10 protein-coding genes are annotated in these 14864 nt (G+C 71.2%); 6 read left to right on the top strand and 4 right to left on the bottom strand.

Annotated elements, in window-relative coordinates; translation table 11 throughout:
• Positions 1–93 precede the first annotated feature (93 nt).
• On the bottom strand, positions 94–2799 hold the full coding sequence (gene glgP / locus ACFYPN_RS20510; protein ID WP_389299893.1) for an alpha-glucan family phosphorylase: 2706 nt from the start codon (positions 2797–2799) through the stop codon (positions 94–96).
• Positions 2800–3663: 864 nt separating this feature from the next.
• Between glgP and ACFYPN_RS20505 the strand changes: the two genes are divergently transcribed.
• The 4 genes from ACFYPN_RS20505 to glgB all read left to right on the top strand — a co-directional run bounded on the left by ACFYPN_RS20505 (position 3664) and on the right by glgB (position 11687).
• Positions 3664–5700 carry an alpha-1,4-glucan--maltose-1-phosphate maltosyltransferase gene (locus tag ACFYPN_RS20505; RefSeq protein ID WP_389299891.1) on the top strand — a complete coding sequence of 679 codons (2037 nt, stop codon included), beginning with the start codon at positions 3664–3666 and terminating at the stop codon, positions 5698–5700.
• Complete coding sequence (gene treS, locus ACFYPN_RS20500) at positions 5697–7403, top strand: maltose alpha-D-glucosyltransferase (protein ID WP_358763493.1); 1707 nt, start codon at positions 5697–5699, stop codon at positions 7401–7403. Before ACFYPN_RS20505 ends, treS begins: the two co-directional genes overlap by 4 nt.
• A gap of 272 nt (positions 7404–7675) precedes the next feature.
• Positions 7676–9118: a maltokinase gene (locus ACFYPN_RS20495; protein WP_358763495.1), complete on the top strand. Its 1443-nt coding sequence runs from the start codon at positions 7676–7678 to the stop codon at positions 9116–9118.
• Between the two features lie 160 nt (positions 9119–9278).
• A complete protein-coding gene (gene glgB, locus ACFYPN_RS20490; RefSeq protein ID WP_358763497.1) occupies positions 9279–11687 on the top strand; it encodes a 1,4-alpha-glucan branching enzyme in 2409 nt (802 codons plus the stop codon).
• Positions 11688–11775: 88 nt separating this feature from the next.
• Here glgB and ACFYPN_RS20485 read toward each other — a convergent pair whose 3' ends face one another.
• Positions 11776–12051 (bottom strand): hypothetical protein, encoded by a 276-nt coding sequence (locus ACFYPN_RS20485; protein WP_358763499.1) that lies wholly within the window; start codon positions 12049–12051, stop codon positions 11776–11778.
• Entirely contained in the window at positions 12048–12938 is an 891-nt protein-coding gene (locus ACFYPN_RS20480; protein ID WP_358763508.1) for an AraC family transcriptional regulator, read from the bottom strand. Before ACFYPN_RS20480 ends, ACFYPN_RS20485 begins: the two co-directional genes overlap by 4 nt.
• On the opposite strand from ACFYPN_RS20480, the gene ACFYPN_RS20475 reads away from it, so the two are divergent.
• On the top strand, positions 12937–13404 hold the full coding sequence (locus ACFYPN_RS20475) for a DUF2000 domain-containing protein (protein ID WP_358763501.1): 468 nt from the start codon (positions 12937–12939) through the stop codon (positions 13402–13404). The genes ACFYPN_RS20480 and ACFYPN_RS20475 overlap by 2 nt on opposite strands.
• 17 nt (positions 13405–13421) lie before the next feature.
• On the opposite strand, the gene ACFYPN_RS20470 is transcribed toward ACFYPN_RS20475, so the two are convergent.
• Positions 13422–13853, bottom strand: a complete 432-nt coding sequence (locus tag ACFYPN_RS20470) for a helix-turn-helix domain-containing protein (RefSeq protein ID WP_358763503.1) — start codon at positions 13851–13853, stop codon at positions 13422–13424.
• A 71-nt stretch (positions 13854–13924) separates the two neighbouring features.
• Here ACFYPN_RS20470 and ACFYPN_RS20465 point away from each other — a divergent pair, with 71 nt between their 5' ends.
• A complete protein-coding gene (locus ACFYPN_RS20465) occupies positions 13925–14743 on the top strand; it encodes an NAD(P)H-binding protein (RefSeq protein WP_358763504.1) in 819 nt (272 codons plus the stop codon).
• Positions 14744–14864 lie beyond the last annotated feature (121 nt).

Genomic DNA, 14864 nt, shown 5'->3' with positions numbered 1-14864 from the left:
CGGACCGGCCGGGTCACCTCAGAAACACCGGACGGCCCGGGAAGAGATCACCTCTTCCCGGGCCGTCCACGCGTCCCCCGCCGGTGCCGCCGGTCAGCGCAGCACCGGGCCGCCCGCCTCCTCCCCGACGCTCGCGTCCGGCAGGGCCACCAGGCCGAGTTCGGCCCCGGAGGCCAGCAGCGGGTGCGAGGGCAGAACCCGCACGGTGTAGCCGTACGGGCCCGTACGGTCCAGGGAGAGCGGCCCCTCGTAGACCCGGTGGTCCGCCAGGTCGCCGGTGCCGGTCACCTTCAGCGGGGAGATCTGGGCGTCGACGAGTGCGTCGCCCGAGTCCACCCGCCCCGCGACGACCTGCACCTCCACGTCCTCAGGGTCGAGGCCGCCGAGCGCGATCCTCACCCGCAGGTCGAGGGTCGCGCCCAGCTCCGCCGAGCCGGTGGCGGCGGTGTCGGTGACCGTCTCGACGTGATCGACGGCCACCTGCGGCCAGGCCGCCCGTACCTTCGACTTCCACGCCGCGAGGTCGCGTGCGGCCGGGGCGTCGAGGGCCCGGCGCGACACCGCGGCGGGGGCGTAGAGCCGCTCCACGTACTCCCGGACCATGCGTCCGGCGAGGAGTTTCGGGCCGAGGGCGACCAGGGTGTGCCGGACCATCTCGATCCACCGCTCGGGCAGCCCGTTCTCACCCCGGTCGTAGAAGCGGGGCGCGACCCGGTCCTCGATCAGCGCGTAGAGGGCGTCCGCCTCCAGTTCGTCGCGCCGGTCGTCGTCCACCGCGGAGCCGTCGGCGGTCGGGATCGCCCAGCCGAAGTCCGGCTCGAACCACTCGTCCCACCATCCGTCGCGCACGGAGAGGTTGAGGCTGCCGTTGAGCGCGGCCTTCATCCCGCTCGTGCCGCACGCCTCCAGCGGGCGCAGCGGATTGTTGAGCCAGACGTCGCAGCCGGGATAGAGCTTCTGCGCCATGGCCATGCCGTAGTCGGGCAGGAAGACGATCCGGTGGCGGACCCGCGCCTCGTCGGCGAACCTGACCAGCTCCCGGATCAGCCGCTTCCCGCCGTCGTCGGCGGGGTGGGCCTTGCCGGCGACGACGATCTGGATGGGGTGGGTCGGGTGGAGGAGCAGCCGGGTCAGCCGCTCCTTGTCGCGGAGCATCAGGGTGAGCCGCTTGTACGAGGGGACCCTGCGGGCGAAGCCGATGGTGAGGACGTCCGGGTCGAGGACACCGTCGATCCAGCCGAGTTCTGCGGTGCCGGCGCCGCGCCTGCGCCAGGAGGCGTAGAGCCGCTTGCGGACCTCGGTGACGAGCTGTTCGCGCAGGACGCGGCGCAGGTCCCAGATCTCGCGGTCGGGGATGGCCGCCACGGCGTCCCAGCGGCGGGGGGTGCCGGTGCGGCCGGTGTCGTTCCCGGTGGCCACCTCGCCGCCGGCGAGCGCGTCCCTGGCGCGGGCGTCGCCGACCTGCCGGGCGCCCAGGCTCAGCACTTCGGGGGCCACCCAGGTCGGGGCGTGCACGCCGTTGGTGACGGAGGTGATCGGCACCTCCGCCGGGTCGAATCCCGGCCAGAGCCCCGAGAACATCTCCCGGCTGACGGCACCGTGCAGGGTGGAGACGCCGTTGGCGCGCTGGGCGAGCCGCAGTCCCATGACCGCCATGTTGAAGATGCCGGGGGTGCCGCCCTCGTACGTCTCCTCGCCGAGGGCGAGCACCCGGTCGACGGGGACTCCGGGGAGTTCCCCGTCGTCGCCGAAGTGGCGGGCGACGAGCTGGCGGTCGAAACGGTCTATGCCGGCGGGGACGGGCGTGTGGGTGGTGAAGACAGCGCCGGCCCGGACGACTTCGAGCGCGGCGTCGAAGTCGAGCCCCTCGCCGTCAGGTCGGCCGGGAGTCTCCTTCCCTCCGGCGAGTTCACGGATGCGTTCGAGGCCGAGGAAGCCGGCGTGGCCCTCGTTGGTGTGGAACACCTCGGGGGCGGGCGCGCCGGTGAGCCGGCACCAGGTGCGCACCGCGCGCACCCCGCCGATGCCGAGCAGCATCTCCTGGAGGAGCCGGTGGTCGCTGCCGCCGCCGTAGAGCCGGTCGGTGACGTCGCGTTCGCCCGGTGCGTTCTCCTCCACATCGGAGTCGAGCATGAGGAGGGGCACCCGGCCGACCTGGGCCTTCCAGACGCAGGCGTGCAGGGAGCGTCCGCCGGGCAGGGCGAGCACCACCCGGGCGGGGGTGCCGTCGTGCTCGCGCAGCAGCGTGACCGGGAGTTCGTTGGGGTCGAGTACCGGATAGGTCTCCTGCTGCCAGCCGTCGCGGGAAAGCGACTGGCGGAAGTAGCCGTGCCGGTAGAGCAGGCCGACCCCGATGAGCGGGACACCGAGGTCGCTGGCGGCCTTGAGGTGGTCGCCGGCCAGGATGCCGAGTCCGCCGGAGTACTGCGGCAGGGCCGCCGTCACCCCGAACTCGGGCGAGAAGTAGGCGATGGAGGCAGGGAGTTGGCTGCCCCGGGCGAGCTGGTCCTGGTACCACCGGGGGCCGGTGAGGTAGCCGTCGAGCTCGTCGGCGGCCTCGCCGAGGCGGCCGAGGAACTCCTCGTCGCGGGCGAGTTCGGACAGCCGGGAGGCGGAGACGGAGCCGAGGAGCCGCACCGGGTCGGCATCCTCCGGCCGCCACCCCTCGGGGTCGACGGACCGGAAGAGCTCCTGGGTCTCGGTATGCCACGACCAGCGCAGATTGCGCGCCAGGTCGTGCAGGGGTCGCAGGGAGTCGGGGAGGACGGGACGTACGGTGAACCGACGAATGGCCTTCACGCGTTCCACCTTTACAGGGGAGTTGCGAATCCGAGGGGACGCCGCACCACGGTGTGCGCCGCTCCACCACTGACGACGGTAACGCCCTACCGCCCCCTACGGCCACGGCGCACGGGGGCGCCGCGCGGTCCGGCGCGCGCGCGTGCCGCCCCCCGGACCGTGCGCGTGGGGGCCGCCCCAGAGGTCCCGGTGGTCCCGGCAACCCCGGGCGCGCCGAGTCGATATGGCTGATTCACCACCTCTGGCGACCTTGTGGGCATGGGCCGGCCGGGAGAGGCTTCCGGGGTGGCGACCCCACCGGGAGGTGCGAGTCGCCGGAGCGCGGGTACCCGGTGACTCGTGTGACGCCACACGCCCGGTGCCGGGCGCGGGGTGCGCACGGCATCCGATTACGACCCAGTAGTTAACACGGCACCGGGTTGACCGCGCGAAATCGGTGGGAAGGCTAGGGCGTGTCGGATAATTCGCGTCGGATCAGCGGGCGGTGTCCGGCGCGGTGCATCGCAAGGCGGAGGAGTGCCCGTGTACTGGGTGTACTCGGGCAGTCCGACAACGCCGCGAGGTGCCGTGCCGGGCGCCGCCCGCCCGGCGGGAATGGTCAGACACGCCCTACCGGCATACACAACCGACCCGGCGGCACACGCCCTCGCGCACACCCCCGCAGCGTGCGCGTCATTCCCGCGCACGCCAGCCATTCGAGTGCCATTCGAGTGAACGCGGACAGGAGCGGCCATGCCCACAGCCCGTCAGCAGACAGCTGAGCAGCTACAAAGGACTGATCCCCACCCTCGCGGCACGCGGATGCGGCCCTCGCCGCGCGTGCCGTCGTCCCCGCACGCCCCGCTCCAGCCTTCAGGTGATGTCATGATCGGTCGTATTCCCGTCCTGGACGTCCTTCCGCTCGTCGACTGCGGCAGACGCCCGGCGAAGGCGGTGGTGGGCGAGACCTTCCAGGTCTCCGCCACCGTCTTCCGCGAAGGCCATGACGCGGTGGCGGCCAACGTCGTACTGCGCGACCCGAGCGGACGGCGCGGCCCCTTCGTGCCGCTGCGGGAACTGGCTCCCGGGACGGACCGCTGGGGCGCCGAGGTCACTCCGGACGCCGAAGGGCGCTGGACGTACAAGGTCGAGGCGTGGAGCGACCCGCTGACCACCTGGCGGCGGCTCGCCCAGATCAAGGTTCCGGCCGGGATCGACACCGAACTGGTGCTTGCCGAGGGCGCGGCACTGTACGAGCGCGCCGCCTCGGGCGTCCCGAAGAAGGACGGCCGGGAGGCGGTCCTGGCCGCCGTCGACGCGTTGCGGGACGCCTCCCGCCCGCCCGCCGCGCGGCTGGCGGCGGCCCTCACCCCGGCGGTGGCCGACCCGCTCGCGCGCTTCCCGCTGCGCGAGCTGGTCACCGCCTCGCGCCCCCTCCCGCTGGTCGTCGAGCGCCCGCGTGCGCTGTACGGCGCGTGGTACGAGCTCTTCCCGCGCTCCGAGGGCGCCCGCCGCGAACCGGTGGCCCGGGTGACCTCCCCGAAGGGGGCACCCGTCCCCGCCGCTCAGGAGACCCGGCTGGTCAGCGGCACCTTCCGGACGGCGGCCGAACGGCTGCCGGCGGTGGCCGCGATGGGCTTCGACGTCGTCTACCTGCCACCGATCCACCCCATCGGCACCTCCCACCGCAAGGGACCGGACAACACCCTGTCGGCGGGCCCCGACGACCCGGGCGTGCCGTGGGCGATCGGTTCGGCGGACGGTGGTCACGACGCCGTCCACCCCGACCTCGGCACGCTGGAGGACTTCGACCACTTCGTGGAGACCGCCCGCACCCTGCGGATGGAGATCGCGCTGGACTTCGCGCTTCAGTGCTCCCCGGACCATCCCTGGGTGAAGGAACACCCGGAGTGGTTCCACCACCGCCCCGACGGCTCGATCGCGTACGCCGAGAACCCGCCGAAGAAGTACCAGGACATCTACCCCATCGCCTTCGACAAGGACATGCGCGGGCTGGTCACCGAGACGGTCCGGGTACTGCGGTTCTGGATGGACCGGGGGGTGCGGATCTTCCGGGTGGACAACCCGCACACCAAGCCGGTCGTCTTCTGGGAGCAGGTGATCGAGAAGATCAACGGCACCGACCCGGACGTGGTCTTCCTCGCCGAGGCGTTCACCCGCCCGGCGATGATGCACACGCTCGCGAAGATCGGTTTCCAGCAGTCGTACACGTACTTCACCTGGCGGAACACGAAGCAGGAGCTCACCGAGTACGTCACCGAGGTCTCCGGCGACGCCGCCTCGTACATGCGCCCCAACTTCTTCGTGAACACCCCCGACATCCTTCCCGGCTACCTCCAGGACGGCGGCCGGCCCGCGTTCGAGGTCCGGGCCGTGCTGGCCGCGACGCTCTCCCCGTCCTGGGGCGTGTACGCGGGATTCGAGCTGTGCGAGAACACCCCGGCACACCCGGGGAGCGAGGAGTACCTGCACTCGGAGAAGTACGAACTCAGGCCCAGGGACTGGGAGTCGGCCGAGCGGGAGGGACGCTCGCTGGCTCCGCTGATCACGTCGCTCAACCGGATCAGGCGGCGCCACCCGGCGCTCCGGCAGCTGCGTGACGTCCACTTCCACTCCGTCGACAACGACGCGCTGATCGCCTACAGCAAGCGCTCCGGATCGAACACCGTTCTGGTGGTCGTCAACCTCGACCCGCACCACACCCAGGAAGCCACGGTCTCGTTGGACATGCCGCACCTCGGCCTCGACTGGCACGAGAGCGTGCCGGTGCGCGACGAGCTCACCGGCGACACCTATCACTGGGGCAGGGCCTTCTATGTGCGCCTAGAGCCGGGTATCACGCCCGCGCACATCGTCGTTCTGCGACCGTCCCCGCCGACCGGAGGGTCACCCACACCATGATCGTGAATGAGCCTGTTCCCGACACCTTCGAGGACACCCCCGCCAAGGACCGCGATCCCGACTGGTTCAAGCGCGCCGTCTTCTACGAGGTACTCGTCCGGTCCTTCCAGGACTCCAACGGCGACGGCATCGGAGACCTCAAGGGCATCACCGCCAAGCTGGACTACCTCCAGTGGCTGGGCGTCGACTGCCTCTGGCTGCCGCCGTTCTTCAAGTCGCCGCTGCGAGACGGCGGTTACGACGTCTCGGACTACACCGCCGTGCTTCCGGAATTCGGCGACCTCGCCGACTTCGTGGAGTTCGTGGACGCCGCGCACCAGCGCGGCATGCGCGTCATCATCGACTTCGTCATGAACCACACGAGCGACCAGCACGAGTGGTTCCAGCAGTCCAGGTCGGACCCCGAGGGGCCGTACGGCGACTACTACGTCTGGGCCGACGACGACAAGCAGTTCCCCGACGCGAGGATCATCTTCGTCGACACGGAGACCTCGAACTGGACCTTCGACCCGGTGCGCAAGCAGTACTACTGGCACCGGTTCTTCTCGCACCAGCCCGACCTCAACTACGAGAACCCGGCGGTGCAGGAGGAGATCATCTCCGCCCTCCGCTTCTGGCTGGACCTCGGCATCGACGGCTTCCGGGTGGACGCCGTGCCCTACCTCTACCAGCGCGAGGGCACCAACTGCGAGAACCTCCCCGAGACCCACGGCTTCCTCAAGCGGGTCCGCAAGGAGATCGACGCCAACTACCCGGACACCGTCCTGCTCGCCGAGGCCAACCAGTGGCCCGAGGACGTCGTCGACTACTTCGGCGACTACCAGGCCGGCGGCGACGAGTGCCACATGGCGTTCCACTTCCCGGTGATGCCGCGCATCTTCATGGCGGTACGGCGGGAGAGCCGCTACCCGGTCTCCGAAGTCCTGGCCAAGACCCCGGCCATCCCGAAGAACTGCCAGTGGGGCATCTTCCTGCGCAACCACGACGAGCTCACCCTCGAAATGGTCACGGACGAAGAGCGCGACTACATGTACGCGGAGTACGCCAAGGACCCGCGAATGCGCGCCAACATCGGCATCCGGCGCCGCCTCGCCCCCCTGCTGGACAACGACCGCAACCAGATCGAGCTCTTCACCGCTCTGCTGCTGTCGCTCCCCGGCTCCCCGATCCTCTACTACGGGGACGAGATCGGGATGGGCGACAACATCTGGCTGGGCGACCGCGACGGGGTGCGCACCCCGATGCAGTGGACGCCGGACCGCAACGCCGGGTTCTCCTCCAGCGACCCCGGCCGGCTCTTCCTGCCCACGATCATGGACCCGGTCTACGGCTACCAGGTCACCAACGTCGAGGCGTCGATGGCATCGCCCTCCTCGCTGCTGCACTGGACCCGGCGGATGATCGAGATCCGCAAGCAGAATCCGGCCTTCGGGCTGGGCGAGTACACCGAACTGCCGTCGTCCAATCCGGCGGTGCTCGCGTTCACCCGTGAGTACAAGGACGACCTCGTGCTGTGCGTCCACAACTTCTCGCGGTTCGCACAGCCCACCGAACTCGACCTGCGGTCCTTCAACGGCCGTCACCCGGTCGAACTGATCGGCGGGGTGCGCTTCCCCGCCGTCGGCGAGTGGCCCTACCTGCTCACTCTCGCCGGTCACGGCTTCTACTGGTTCCGCCTGCGGAAGGAAGCTCCCGCCATCTGAGCGACGCCGCCGGGGCGTTGTGCCCCGACGAAAGGTACGCACGGCTCCTGCGGGACGGTTTCCACCGTCCCGCACGGGGCACCCTCACCCACATCGGGCGCCGTGCCCCGGCCATGATCCGCCGGACACCGCCCGGAGGACCCGGACGGCTGTTGAGCCATTCGAGTCCGTACGCACCATCCTCAGCCGACACGTCCCGCACAGCCGGACAGCCATTGCCGCAATCCGGGACACTCCTCGCATCCGTGTGCCCGGGGAAAGGACGCGATGCCATGTCGGAGGCTGCATCCACTCACATCGCCCTGGCGAAAAGCACCACCGAACAAGCCCCCCACCCGCAACCCCACCCACGGCCGGGGGGCACCGCGGCAGCGACCGCACTGCTGCCCTCCCTCGCCCCACTGCTCCACGAATGGCTCCCCCGGCAACGATGGTTCGCCGGCAAGGGCCACCCGGTGGCCGGATTCACCCTGGTCTCCGCCACCGAGATACTGCCGGTGGACTCCCCCGCGGCAGGCCCCGGACTGCTGCACCTCCTGGTCCGGGTCCACCAGCCCGGACTGCCCGCCCGTCCCACCGGTGACTGCTACCAACTCCTGCTGGGGGTGAGGGCGGACCTGCCACCGAGTCTCGCCCCCGCCCTGATCGGACGGGTGGCGGACGGCCCGCTGGCCGGCCGCACCGTCTACGAGGGCCTCCACGACCCCCGGCTCGCCGGTCTCCTGCTGGAGCGGTTCCGCCGCCCCGGCCCCCTCGGCGCGCTCCGCTTCGAACGCGCGGAAACGATTCCGGCCGGGCTCGCGCCCCGGCTGCTGGACACCGAACAGTCCAACTCCTCGCTCGTCTTCGGCGACGCGTACATCCTCAAGATCCTGCGGAGAGTCTTCCCCGGCACCAACCCGGATCTGGAGCTGCCGCTCGCCCTCGTCGGCGAGGGCTGCGGACGGGTGCCCGCACCCGTCGCCTGGTTCGAGGCGACCACCCCCGAACCGCTCACCCTCGGAGTGCTGCAACCCTTCCTGCGCGGCGCCGAGGACGGCTGGCAACTGGCCCTCGGCGCGCTCGCGGAGGGACGCGACTTCCTCCCGGAATCCCGTGCGCTCGGCCGGGCCACCGCCGAGGTCCACACCGCGCTCGCCTCCGCCCTGCCGGGCCCCGACCTGCGCCTGGTCGGAATCGAACAGCTGGTCGCCGGGATGACCCAGCGGCTGGAGTCGACCGCACAGGCCGTCCCCGCGCTCCTGCCGTACGTCCCCGCGCTGCGCGCCGCCTTCGACGCGGTGGCGGAGCTCGGGCACCGGGGCCGCTCCTGGGCCACCCACCGCGTCCACGGCGATCTGCACCTCGGACAGACGCTCCGCGCGGCCGACGGGTTCTGGTCACTGATCGACTTCGAGGGCGAACCCGCCCGGCCGCTCGCCGAACGCCGCAGCCCGCAACCGCCGGTCCGCGACGTCGCCGGAATGCTCCGCTCCTTCGACTACGCGGCCCGCTCCCACCGGCCGTGGAGCGATGCCTGGGCGGAGCGCTGCCGCTCCGCGTACTGCGAGGGGTACGCCGACGTCTCGGGCACCGACCCCCGCAGCGAACCCGAGCTGCTGCGCGCCCACGAAACGGACAAGGCGGTGTACGAGGTGCTGTACGAGGCGCGGCACCGCCCCGACTGGCTGCCCGTCCCGATGGCCGCGATCCAGCGGCTGGCCGCGTCCACCTGATCCGGGTCCGCGCGGCTCCCTGCCGCGCGGCCCGCAGGACCCGCGGGCGCCCCGGCCCGCACGGGGTCCTCCCCCGGCCCCCGACCGCACGGCCCGCACGGATTTCCCCCTTCCGCCCGCCCCGCCCGCGCCCCGACCGAACCCCGAGGAGGCCTTCCCCGTGACCGCCCGTAAGCCGTCCAGCGACACGCCCGACCCCATCGAGGCCGTACCCGCCCCGCAGCAGGTGACGACCGAGACGGCCGCCGGGCCGGAGCCGGTGGCCTCCGCCACCACCGCCACGGCCACCACCACTGCGCCCCAGGCGAAGCGCTCCAAGACCAAGAAGAAGAACGGTGTGCCGCCCCGTCCCCGGCGCGGCGGATCCGACGAGGGCGTCCGGCCCGCGCCCGCCCTGCACGACGCCGACCGGGGCCGACTGCTCGCCGGCGAGCACCACGCCCCGCACGACCTGCTCGGGGCGCGCCTGTACGACGGCGGGGTCCTGGTCCGGGCGCTGCGCCCGCACGCACGGGCCGTGACGGTACTGGCCCAGGGTCTCCGGGCCGAACTGCTCGACGACGGCGACGGCTTCTTCTCCGGAGTGCTGCCGCTCGGGGCCGTACCGGTGTACCGGCTGCTGGTCGCCTACGCGGACAACGAGGTCGAGATCGAGGACCCGTACCGTTTCCTGCCCGCGATCGGCGAGCTGGACCTGCACCTGATCGGCGAGGGCCGGCACGAGGAACTGTGGACCGCGCTCGGCGCGCGGGTCATGGAGCACCAGGGCGTCGCCGGAACCCGGTTCACGGTGTGGGCGCCCAACGCGCGCGGGGTACGGATCGCGGGCGACTTCACCTACTGGGACAGCACCGGCCTGCCGATGCGTTCGCTCGGGGCGACCGGGGTGTGGGAGCTCTTCCTCCCCGGGGTCGGCGAGGGCGCGCTCTACAAGTTCGACATCTGCCGCCCGGACGGCTCGCACACCCTGCGCGCGGACCCGATGGCCCGCGCCGCCGAGATCCCGCCCGCCACCGCCTCGGTGGTCACTGCCTCGCACTACGCGTGGCAGGACGACGACTGGATGGAGCACCGCGGCGACCGCCCGGTGCACGAGTCGCCGTTCTCGGTGTACGAGATCCACCTCCCCTCCTGGCGACCCCGGCTGACCTACCGTCAACTCGCGGAGCAACTCCCGGCGTACGTCAAGGACCTGGGCTTCACGCACGTGGAGCTGATGCCGGTCTCCGAGCATCCCTTCGGCGGCTCCTGGGGCTACCAGGTGACAGGCTTCTACGCGCCGACCTCCCGCATGGGCACCCCCGACGACTTCCGGTACCTGGTGGACTCGCTCCACCGGGCGGGCATCGGTGTGATCATGGACTGGGTGCCCGCGCACTTCCCGCGCGACGAGTGGGCGCTGGCGGAGTTCGACGGGCGCCCGCTGTACGAACACTCCGACCCGTCCCGTGCGGCGCACCCCGACTGGGGCACCCTGGAGTTCGACTACGGCCGCACGGAGGTCCGCAACTTCCTCGTATCCAACGCCACTTACTGGTGCGAGGAGTTCCACATCGACGGCCTGCGGGTCGATGCGGTCGCCTCCATGCTCTACCTCGACTACTCCCGCGAGGAAGGTCAGTGGTCGCCGAACGAGCACGGTGGCCGGGAGAACCTGGACGCGGTGGCCTTCCTCCAGGAGATGAACGCGACCGTCTACCGCCGCAACCCCGGAGTGGTGACGATCGCCGAGGAGTCCACCGCCTGGAGCGGCGTCACCCGCGCCACCCACCACACCGGCCCGGACGGTTTCGGCGGGCTCGGCTTCGGGCTGAAGTGGAACATGGGCTGGATGCACGACTCCCTCACCTACATGGCGAAGGAGCCGGTGCACCGCAGGTACCACCACAACGAGATGACCTTCTCGATGGTGTACGCGTACAGCGAGAACTACGTCCTGCCGATCTCGCACGACGAAGTGGTGCACGGCAAGCAGGCGCTGGTCTCGAAGATGCCCGGTGACTGGTGGCAGCAGCGCGCCAACCACCGCGCGTACCTCGGCTTCATGTGGGCCCACCCCGGCAAGCAACTCCTCTTCATGGGTCAGGAGTTCGCGCAGGGCGCCGAGTGGTCGGAGGGCAACGGCCCCGACTGGTGGCTGCTCGACCCGGCGTACGAGGCATCCGTCGACCACCGCGGGGTACGCGACCTGGTCGCCGACCTGAACGCGGTGTACGGCGCGGTGCCCGCGCTCTGGCAGCGCGACACCGACCCGGGCGGCTTCAGCTGGGTGGACGGCGGCGCGGCGGAGGACAACGTCGTCGCGTTCCTCCGCTTCGACGCGGACGGCTCCCCGCTCCTCGCGGTCAGCCACTTCTCCCCGGTGGTCCGGCACGACTACCGGCTCGGGGTACCGGAGTCGGCCGAGAGCTGGGTGGAGGTCCTGAACACCGACTCGGCCCGTTACGGCGGCAGCGACGTACGGAACGAGGAACCGCTGAAGCCGGAGGATGTACCGGCGCACGGCCGTGGGGCCAGCATCACGGTGACCCTGCCTCCGCTGGCCACGGTCTGGTTCCGCCCGGCCTGACCGGCTGCCCCACCCCTGCCGCGCCAGGAAGCCTGGACCATCCGGTCCGGGCTTCCCGGCGCGCGCGTCCTCATGCGCGGACCGGTGTTCAGCGAGCTCGGCTCCGTGCGGCGAGGAAGACAAGGAAGACCGGCGCCACCGCGACGAGGCGACAGACGTCCGAGACGAGCCAGGAGGCGTGGAACGCCTGGGGCAGCCGGCCCACCAGGCAGAACCAGGCGGCGAACAGAGGGAGGACGACACGGTAAAGGCGATGCCGACGGACCGCGTGGCCGGATCCGCCGGGCCGGTTGACCCATCCGGACCCGGCCGCGGCGAGGGACACGACGCCCACGGCGACGGCGATCCACGTCTGCCACGTCATGCGGGCCCCCCCGTCCGTCCGCTCGCCGCGTCATTCCCGGCGCGGGCGTACCGGCCGGGGGTGGTGCCCAGGATCCGCTTGAAGTGCCGGGTGAGGTGCGACTGGTCGTGGAAACCGGCGGCACTCGCCACCTCCCCCGGCGGCCGCCCGTCGAGCAGCAGGCGGCGGGCCAGATCGACACGGCGGGACGTCACGTACTGGTGCGGGGCGATGCCGAACGCGCCGCTGAAGGCCCGCACCAGATGCGTGGGGTGGGCGTGGACCAGGCGGGCGGCCTCCGCCAGGGTGAGGCCGTCCACCAGCCGCTCGTCGAGCAGGTCGCGAAGGTCACGGGCCACGCCCCGGCCGCAGGGCACCACATCGCCCCGATCCGGTCCGGGGCTCAGGAGCACGCGCAGCCGCTCCCCCACGAAGGCCAGCCGGCTCTCCGCCTCGAACGCGTCACCGGAGTGCGCGAGGGCCGCGTGCAGCTGCCCGACGCGAGCACGCAGCAGCGGCTCGGTGAAGTCCGGGTGGTCCACCGCGGGCCCGATGAGAGTCGCGTCGAGCTGCGTCATGTCGAGGTAGAGGACACGCTTGCGGAAGCCGTGCGCCGTGGCGGGCGAGCCGTTGTGCGGGACCTGCGGGGGCAGCAGACTCACGGTGTCGCGCGGGGTGCCGCGCTCGTACCGATCGAGGTCGTAGCGGACTGCCCCGTCGTCGACGATCAGCAGAGTCCAGGCGTCGTGGACGTGCATGGGGTAGGCGTGCTCGGTGAAGTGGGCGTGCAGGACCTCCACGACGCCCGGGACGTGCGGGCGCCACACAGAGATCTCCTGCTCCTGCGAGGACGGCACGCCAAGAACGTACAAGACCGGACGGGCGGGCGTCGTGGAGTCTCGGAGCATGAACACCGAGAACGAGATCGCCGCCGGGGCCGTCGCCCCGTACGAGAACGCGCCCGTCCGCTTCGACACGAGGATCGCCGTCCTGCTCCGCGAGGACCTGGAGACCTGGCAGCGGCTGAACGTCACCGCCTTCCTGGTCAGCGGACTCGGCACGGTGGCGCCGGAGGTGGTCGGCGATCCGTACGAAGACGCCGACGGCACCCCGTACCTGCCGATGTTCCGCCAGCCCGTGCTGGTCTTCGAGGGGACGAAGGAGGTAATGACCTCGGCGCACACCCGCACCCTCTCCCGCTCACTGCCGACGTCCCTGTTCACGTCGGACCTCTTCACCACGGGCAACGACCGGGACAACCGGGCGGCTGTCCGGGCCGTGGGCGCGGACGCGCTCGACCTGGTGGGCCTTGCGGTGTACGGGCCGCGCAACGCCGTGGACAAGGTCCTCAAGGGCGCCCGCATGCACCCATGAGTCTGGACCCGCACCCCTTACGGCGGCGGAGCGGCCACCCCGTCGGCCTCGTCCCAGGCCCGACGGGCGGCGGCGATGACCGGACGGTGCGCGATGGACCAGTCGGCCAGCGTCCTGACCAGGTGGGTGAGGCTGTGCCCGAGCTCGGTCAGTTCGTACTCGACCCGGGCCGGCACGGTCGGGTACACGGTCCGGGTCACCAGGCCGTCGCGCTCGAGGCGCCGGACGGTGAGGGTCAGCATCCGCTGCGAGATGTTGCCGGGTATCGAGCGCTGCAACTCCTTGAAGCGCCGGATCCCGGAGGCGAGTTCGACGATCACGTAGACCGACCATGTGTCGCCGAGCCGGTCCAGCACGTCCCGCACACCGCACTCGTCCTGCGGTGTCTCGCACACGATCACCGGCTCCTGCCGCTCGGACGTGGTTACCCCGGTGTGCCCCACTGACATCGAAGTGCCTCCTTACGTGATTCGCTTTCATTCCCGAGGATGAGAACACACTGCACAGGAAAGGCATTTCCATGATCCTCATCACCGGAGCGAGTGGCGCTCTCGGCAAGCTCGTCGTCCGCGAACTGGCCGACCTCGCTGATGTCGTGCTCGGCACGCGCACCCCTCGCTCCGCGGCCGAGCGGCGCATCGACTTCGACGAGCCGGAGTCACTCGATCTCACCGGGGTGGCCACGCTCCTGCTGATCTCCGCCGGATACGGCGAGGACGACGTCGTCCTGGCCCGCCACGAGACCGTGATCGCCGCTGCGGAGAAGGCCGGCGTCCAGCACGTCGTCTACACCAGCCTGAGCGGCGACGGCGACCACCTGCCATTCGCCCTCGCCCACCGCTGGACCGAACGACGGCTGGCACGTTCCCCGTTGACGTGGACGATATTGCGCAACGGACTCTACGCCGAGTTCCTCGCGGCGATCGCGACCCCCACCGCGGAGGGCACGATCGTGGCCCCCATGGGAGAGGGCGGGATGGCGGCGGTGGCCCGAGCGGACCTCGCCGAGGTGGCCGCACGGGTGGTGGCCGCCCCCGGCGCCCACGCGGGGAAGATCTACGAACTCGTCGGCGAGCGGCCCCTCACCGGCGCCGATCTGGCGAAGGCGGTCGGCGGGGTGTACCGGCCCCGCTCCCTGGCGGCGACTCGCGCGGAGCTCCACTCGGCCGGTGAAGCCCTCCCCTTCCAGGTGCCCATGCTCGTCGGCACCTACTCGGCCGTCGCCGGAGGGTTCCTCGACGGTACGGGGATCGAGCAGAACGCCCTGCGCACCCTCCTGGGGCGGACGCCACGATCGGCTCTGGACGTGTACAAGTCCTCGGTGGGGGCGATGCCCTGAGGGCCTTCAGTGTAGCGGAACCATTGCCCGTGAACGCAGAAAACCCCCGTGCCCAAAGGCACGGGGGTCTCCCGGAAAAATTGTTCGGCGGCGTCCTACTCTCCCACAGGGTCCCCCCTGC

Origin of the sequence: Streptomyces sp. NPDC005576, assembly GCF_042871745.1 — a bacterium.
GTDB lineage: Bacteria > Actinomycetota > Actinomycetes > Streptomycetales > Streptomycetaceae > Streptomyces.
Note: the sequence above shows the minus strand (reverse complement) of the source record. Positions and strands in the feature narration are given on the sequence as shown.

Coding starts and splice junctions, on each gene's coding strand:
- ACFYPN_RS20505 (WP_389299891.1), top strand. CDS start 3,664: ATGATCGGTCGTATTCCCGTCCTGGACGTCCTTCCGCTCGTCGACTGC.
- treS (WP_358763493.1), top strand. CDS start 5,697: ATGATCGTGAATGAGCCTGTTCCCGACACCTTCGAGGACACCCCCGCC.
- ACFYPN_RS20495 (WP_358763495.1), top strand. CDS start 7,676: ATGTCGGAGGCTGCATCCACTCACATCGCCCTGGCGAAAAGCACCACC.
- ACFYPN_RS20485 (WP_358763499.1), bottom strand. CDS start 12,051: ATGACGTGGCAGACGTGGATCGCCGTCGCCGTGGGCGTCGTGTCCCTC.
- ACFYPN_RS20475 (WP_358763501.1), top strand. CDS start 12,937: ATGAACACCGAGAACGAGATCGCCGCCGGGGCCGTCGCCCCGTACGAG.
- ACFYPN_RS20480 (WP_358763508.1), bottom strand. CDS start 12,938: ATGCTCCGAGACTCCACGACGCCCGCCCGTCCGGTCTTGTACGTTCTT.
- ACFYPN_RS20470 (WP_358763503.1), bottom strand. CDS start 13,853: ATGTCAGTGGGGCACACCGGGGTAACCACGTCCGAGCGGCAGGAGCCG.
- ACFYPN_RS20465 (WP_358763504.1), top strand. CDS start 13,925: ATGATCCTCATCACCGGAGCGAGTGGCGCTCTCGGCAAGCTCGTCGTC.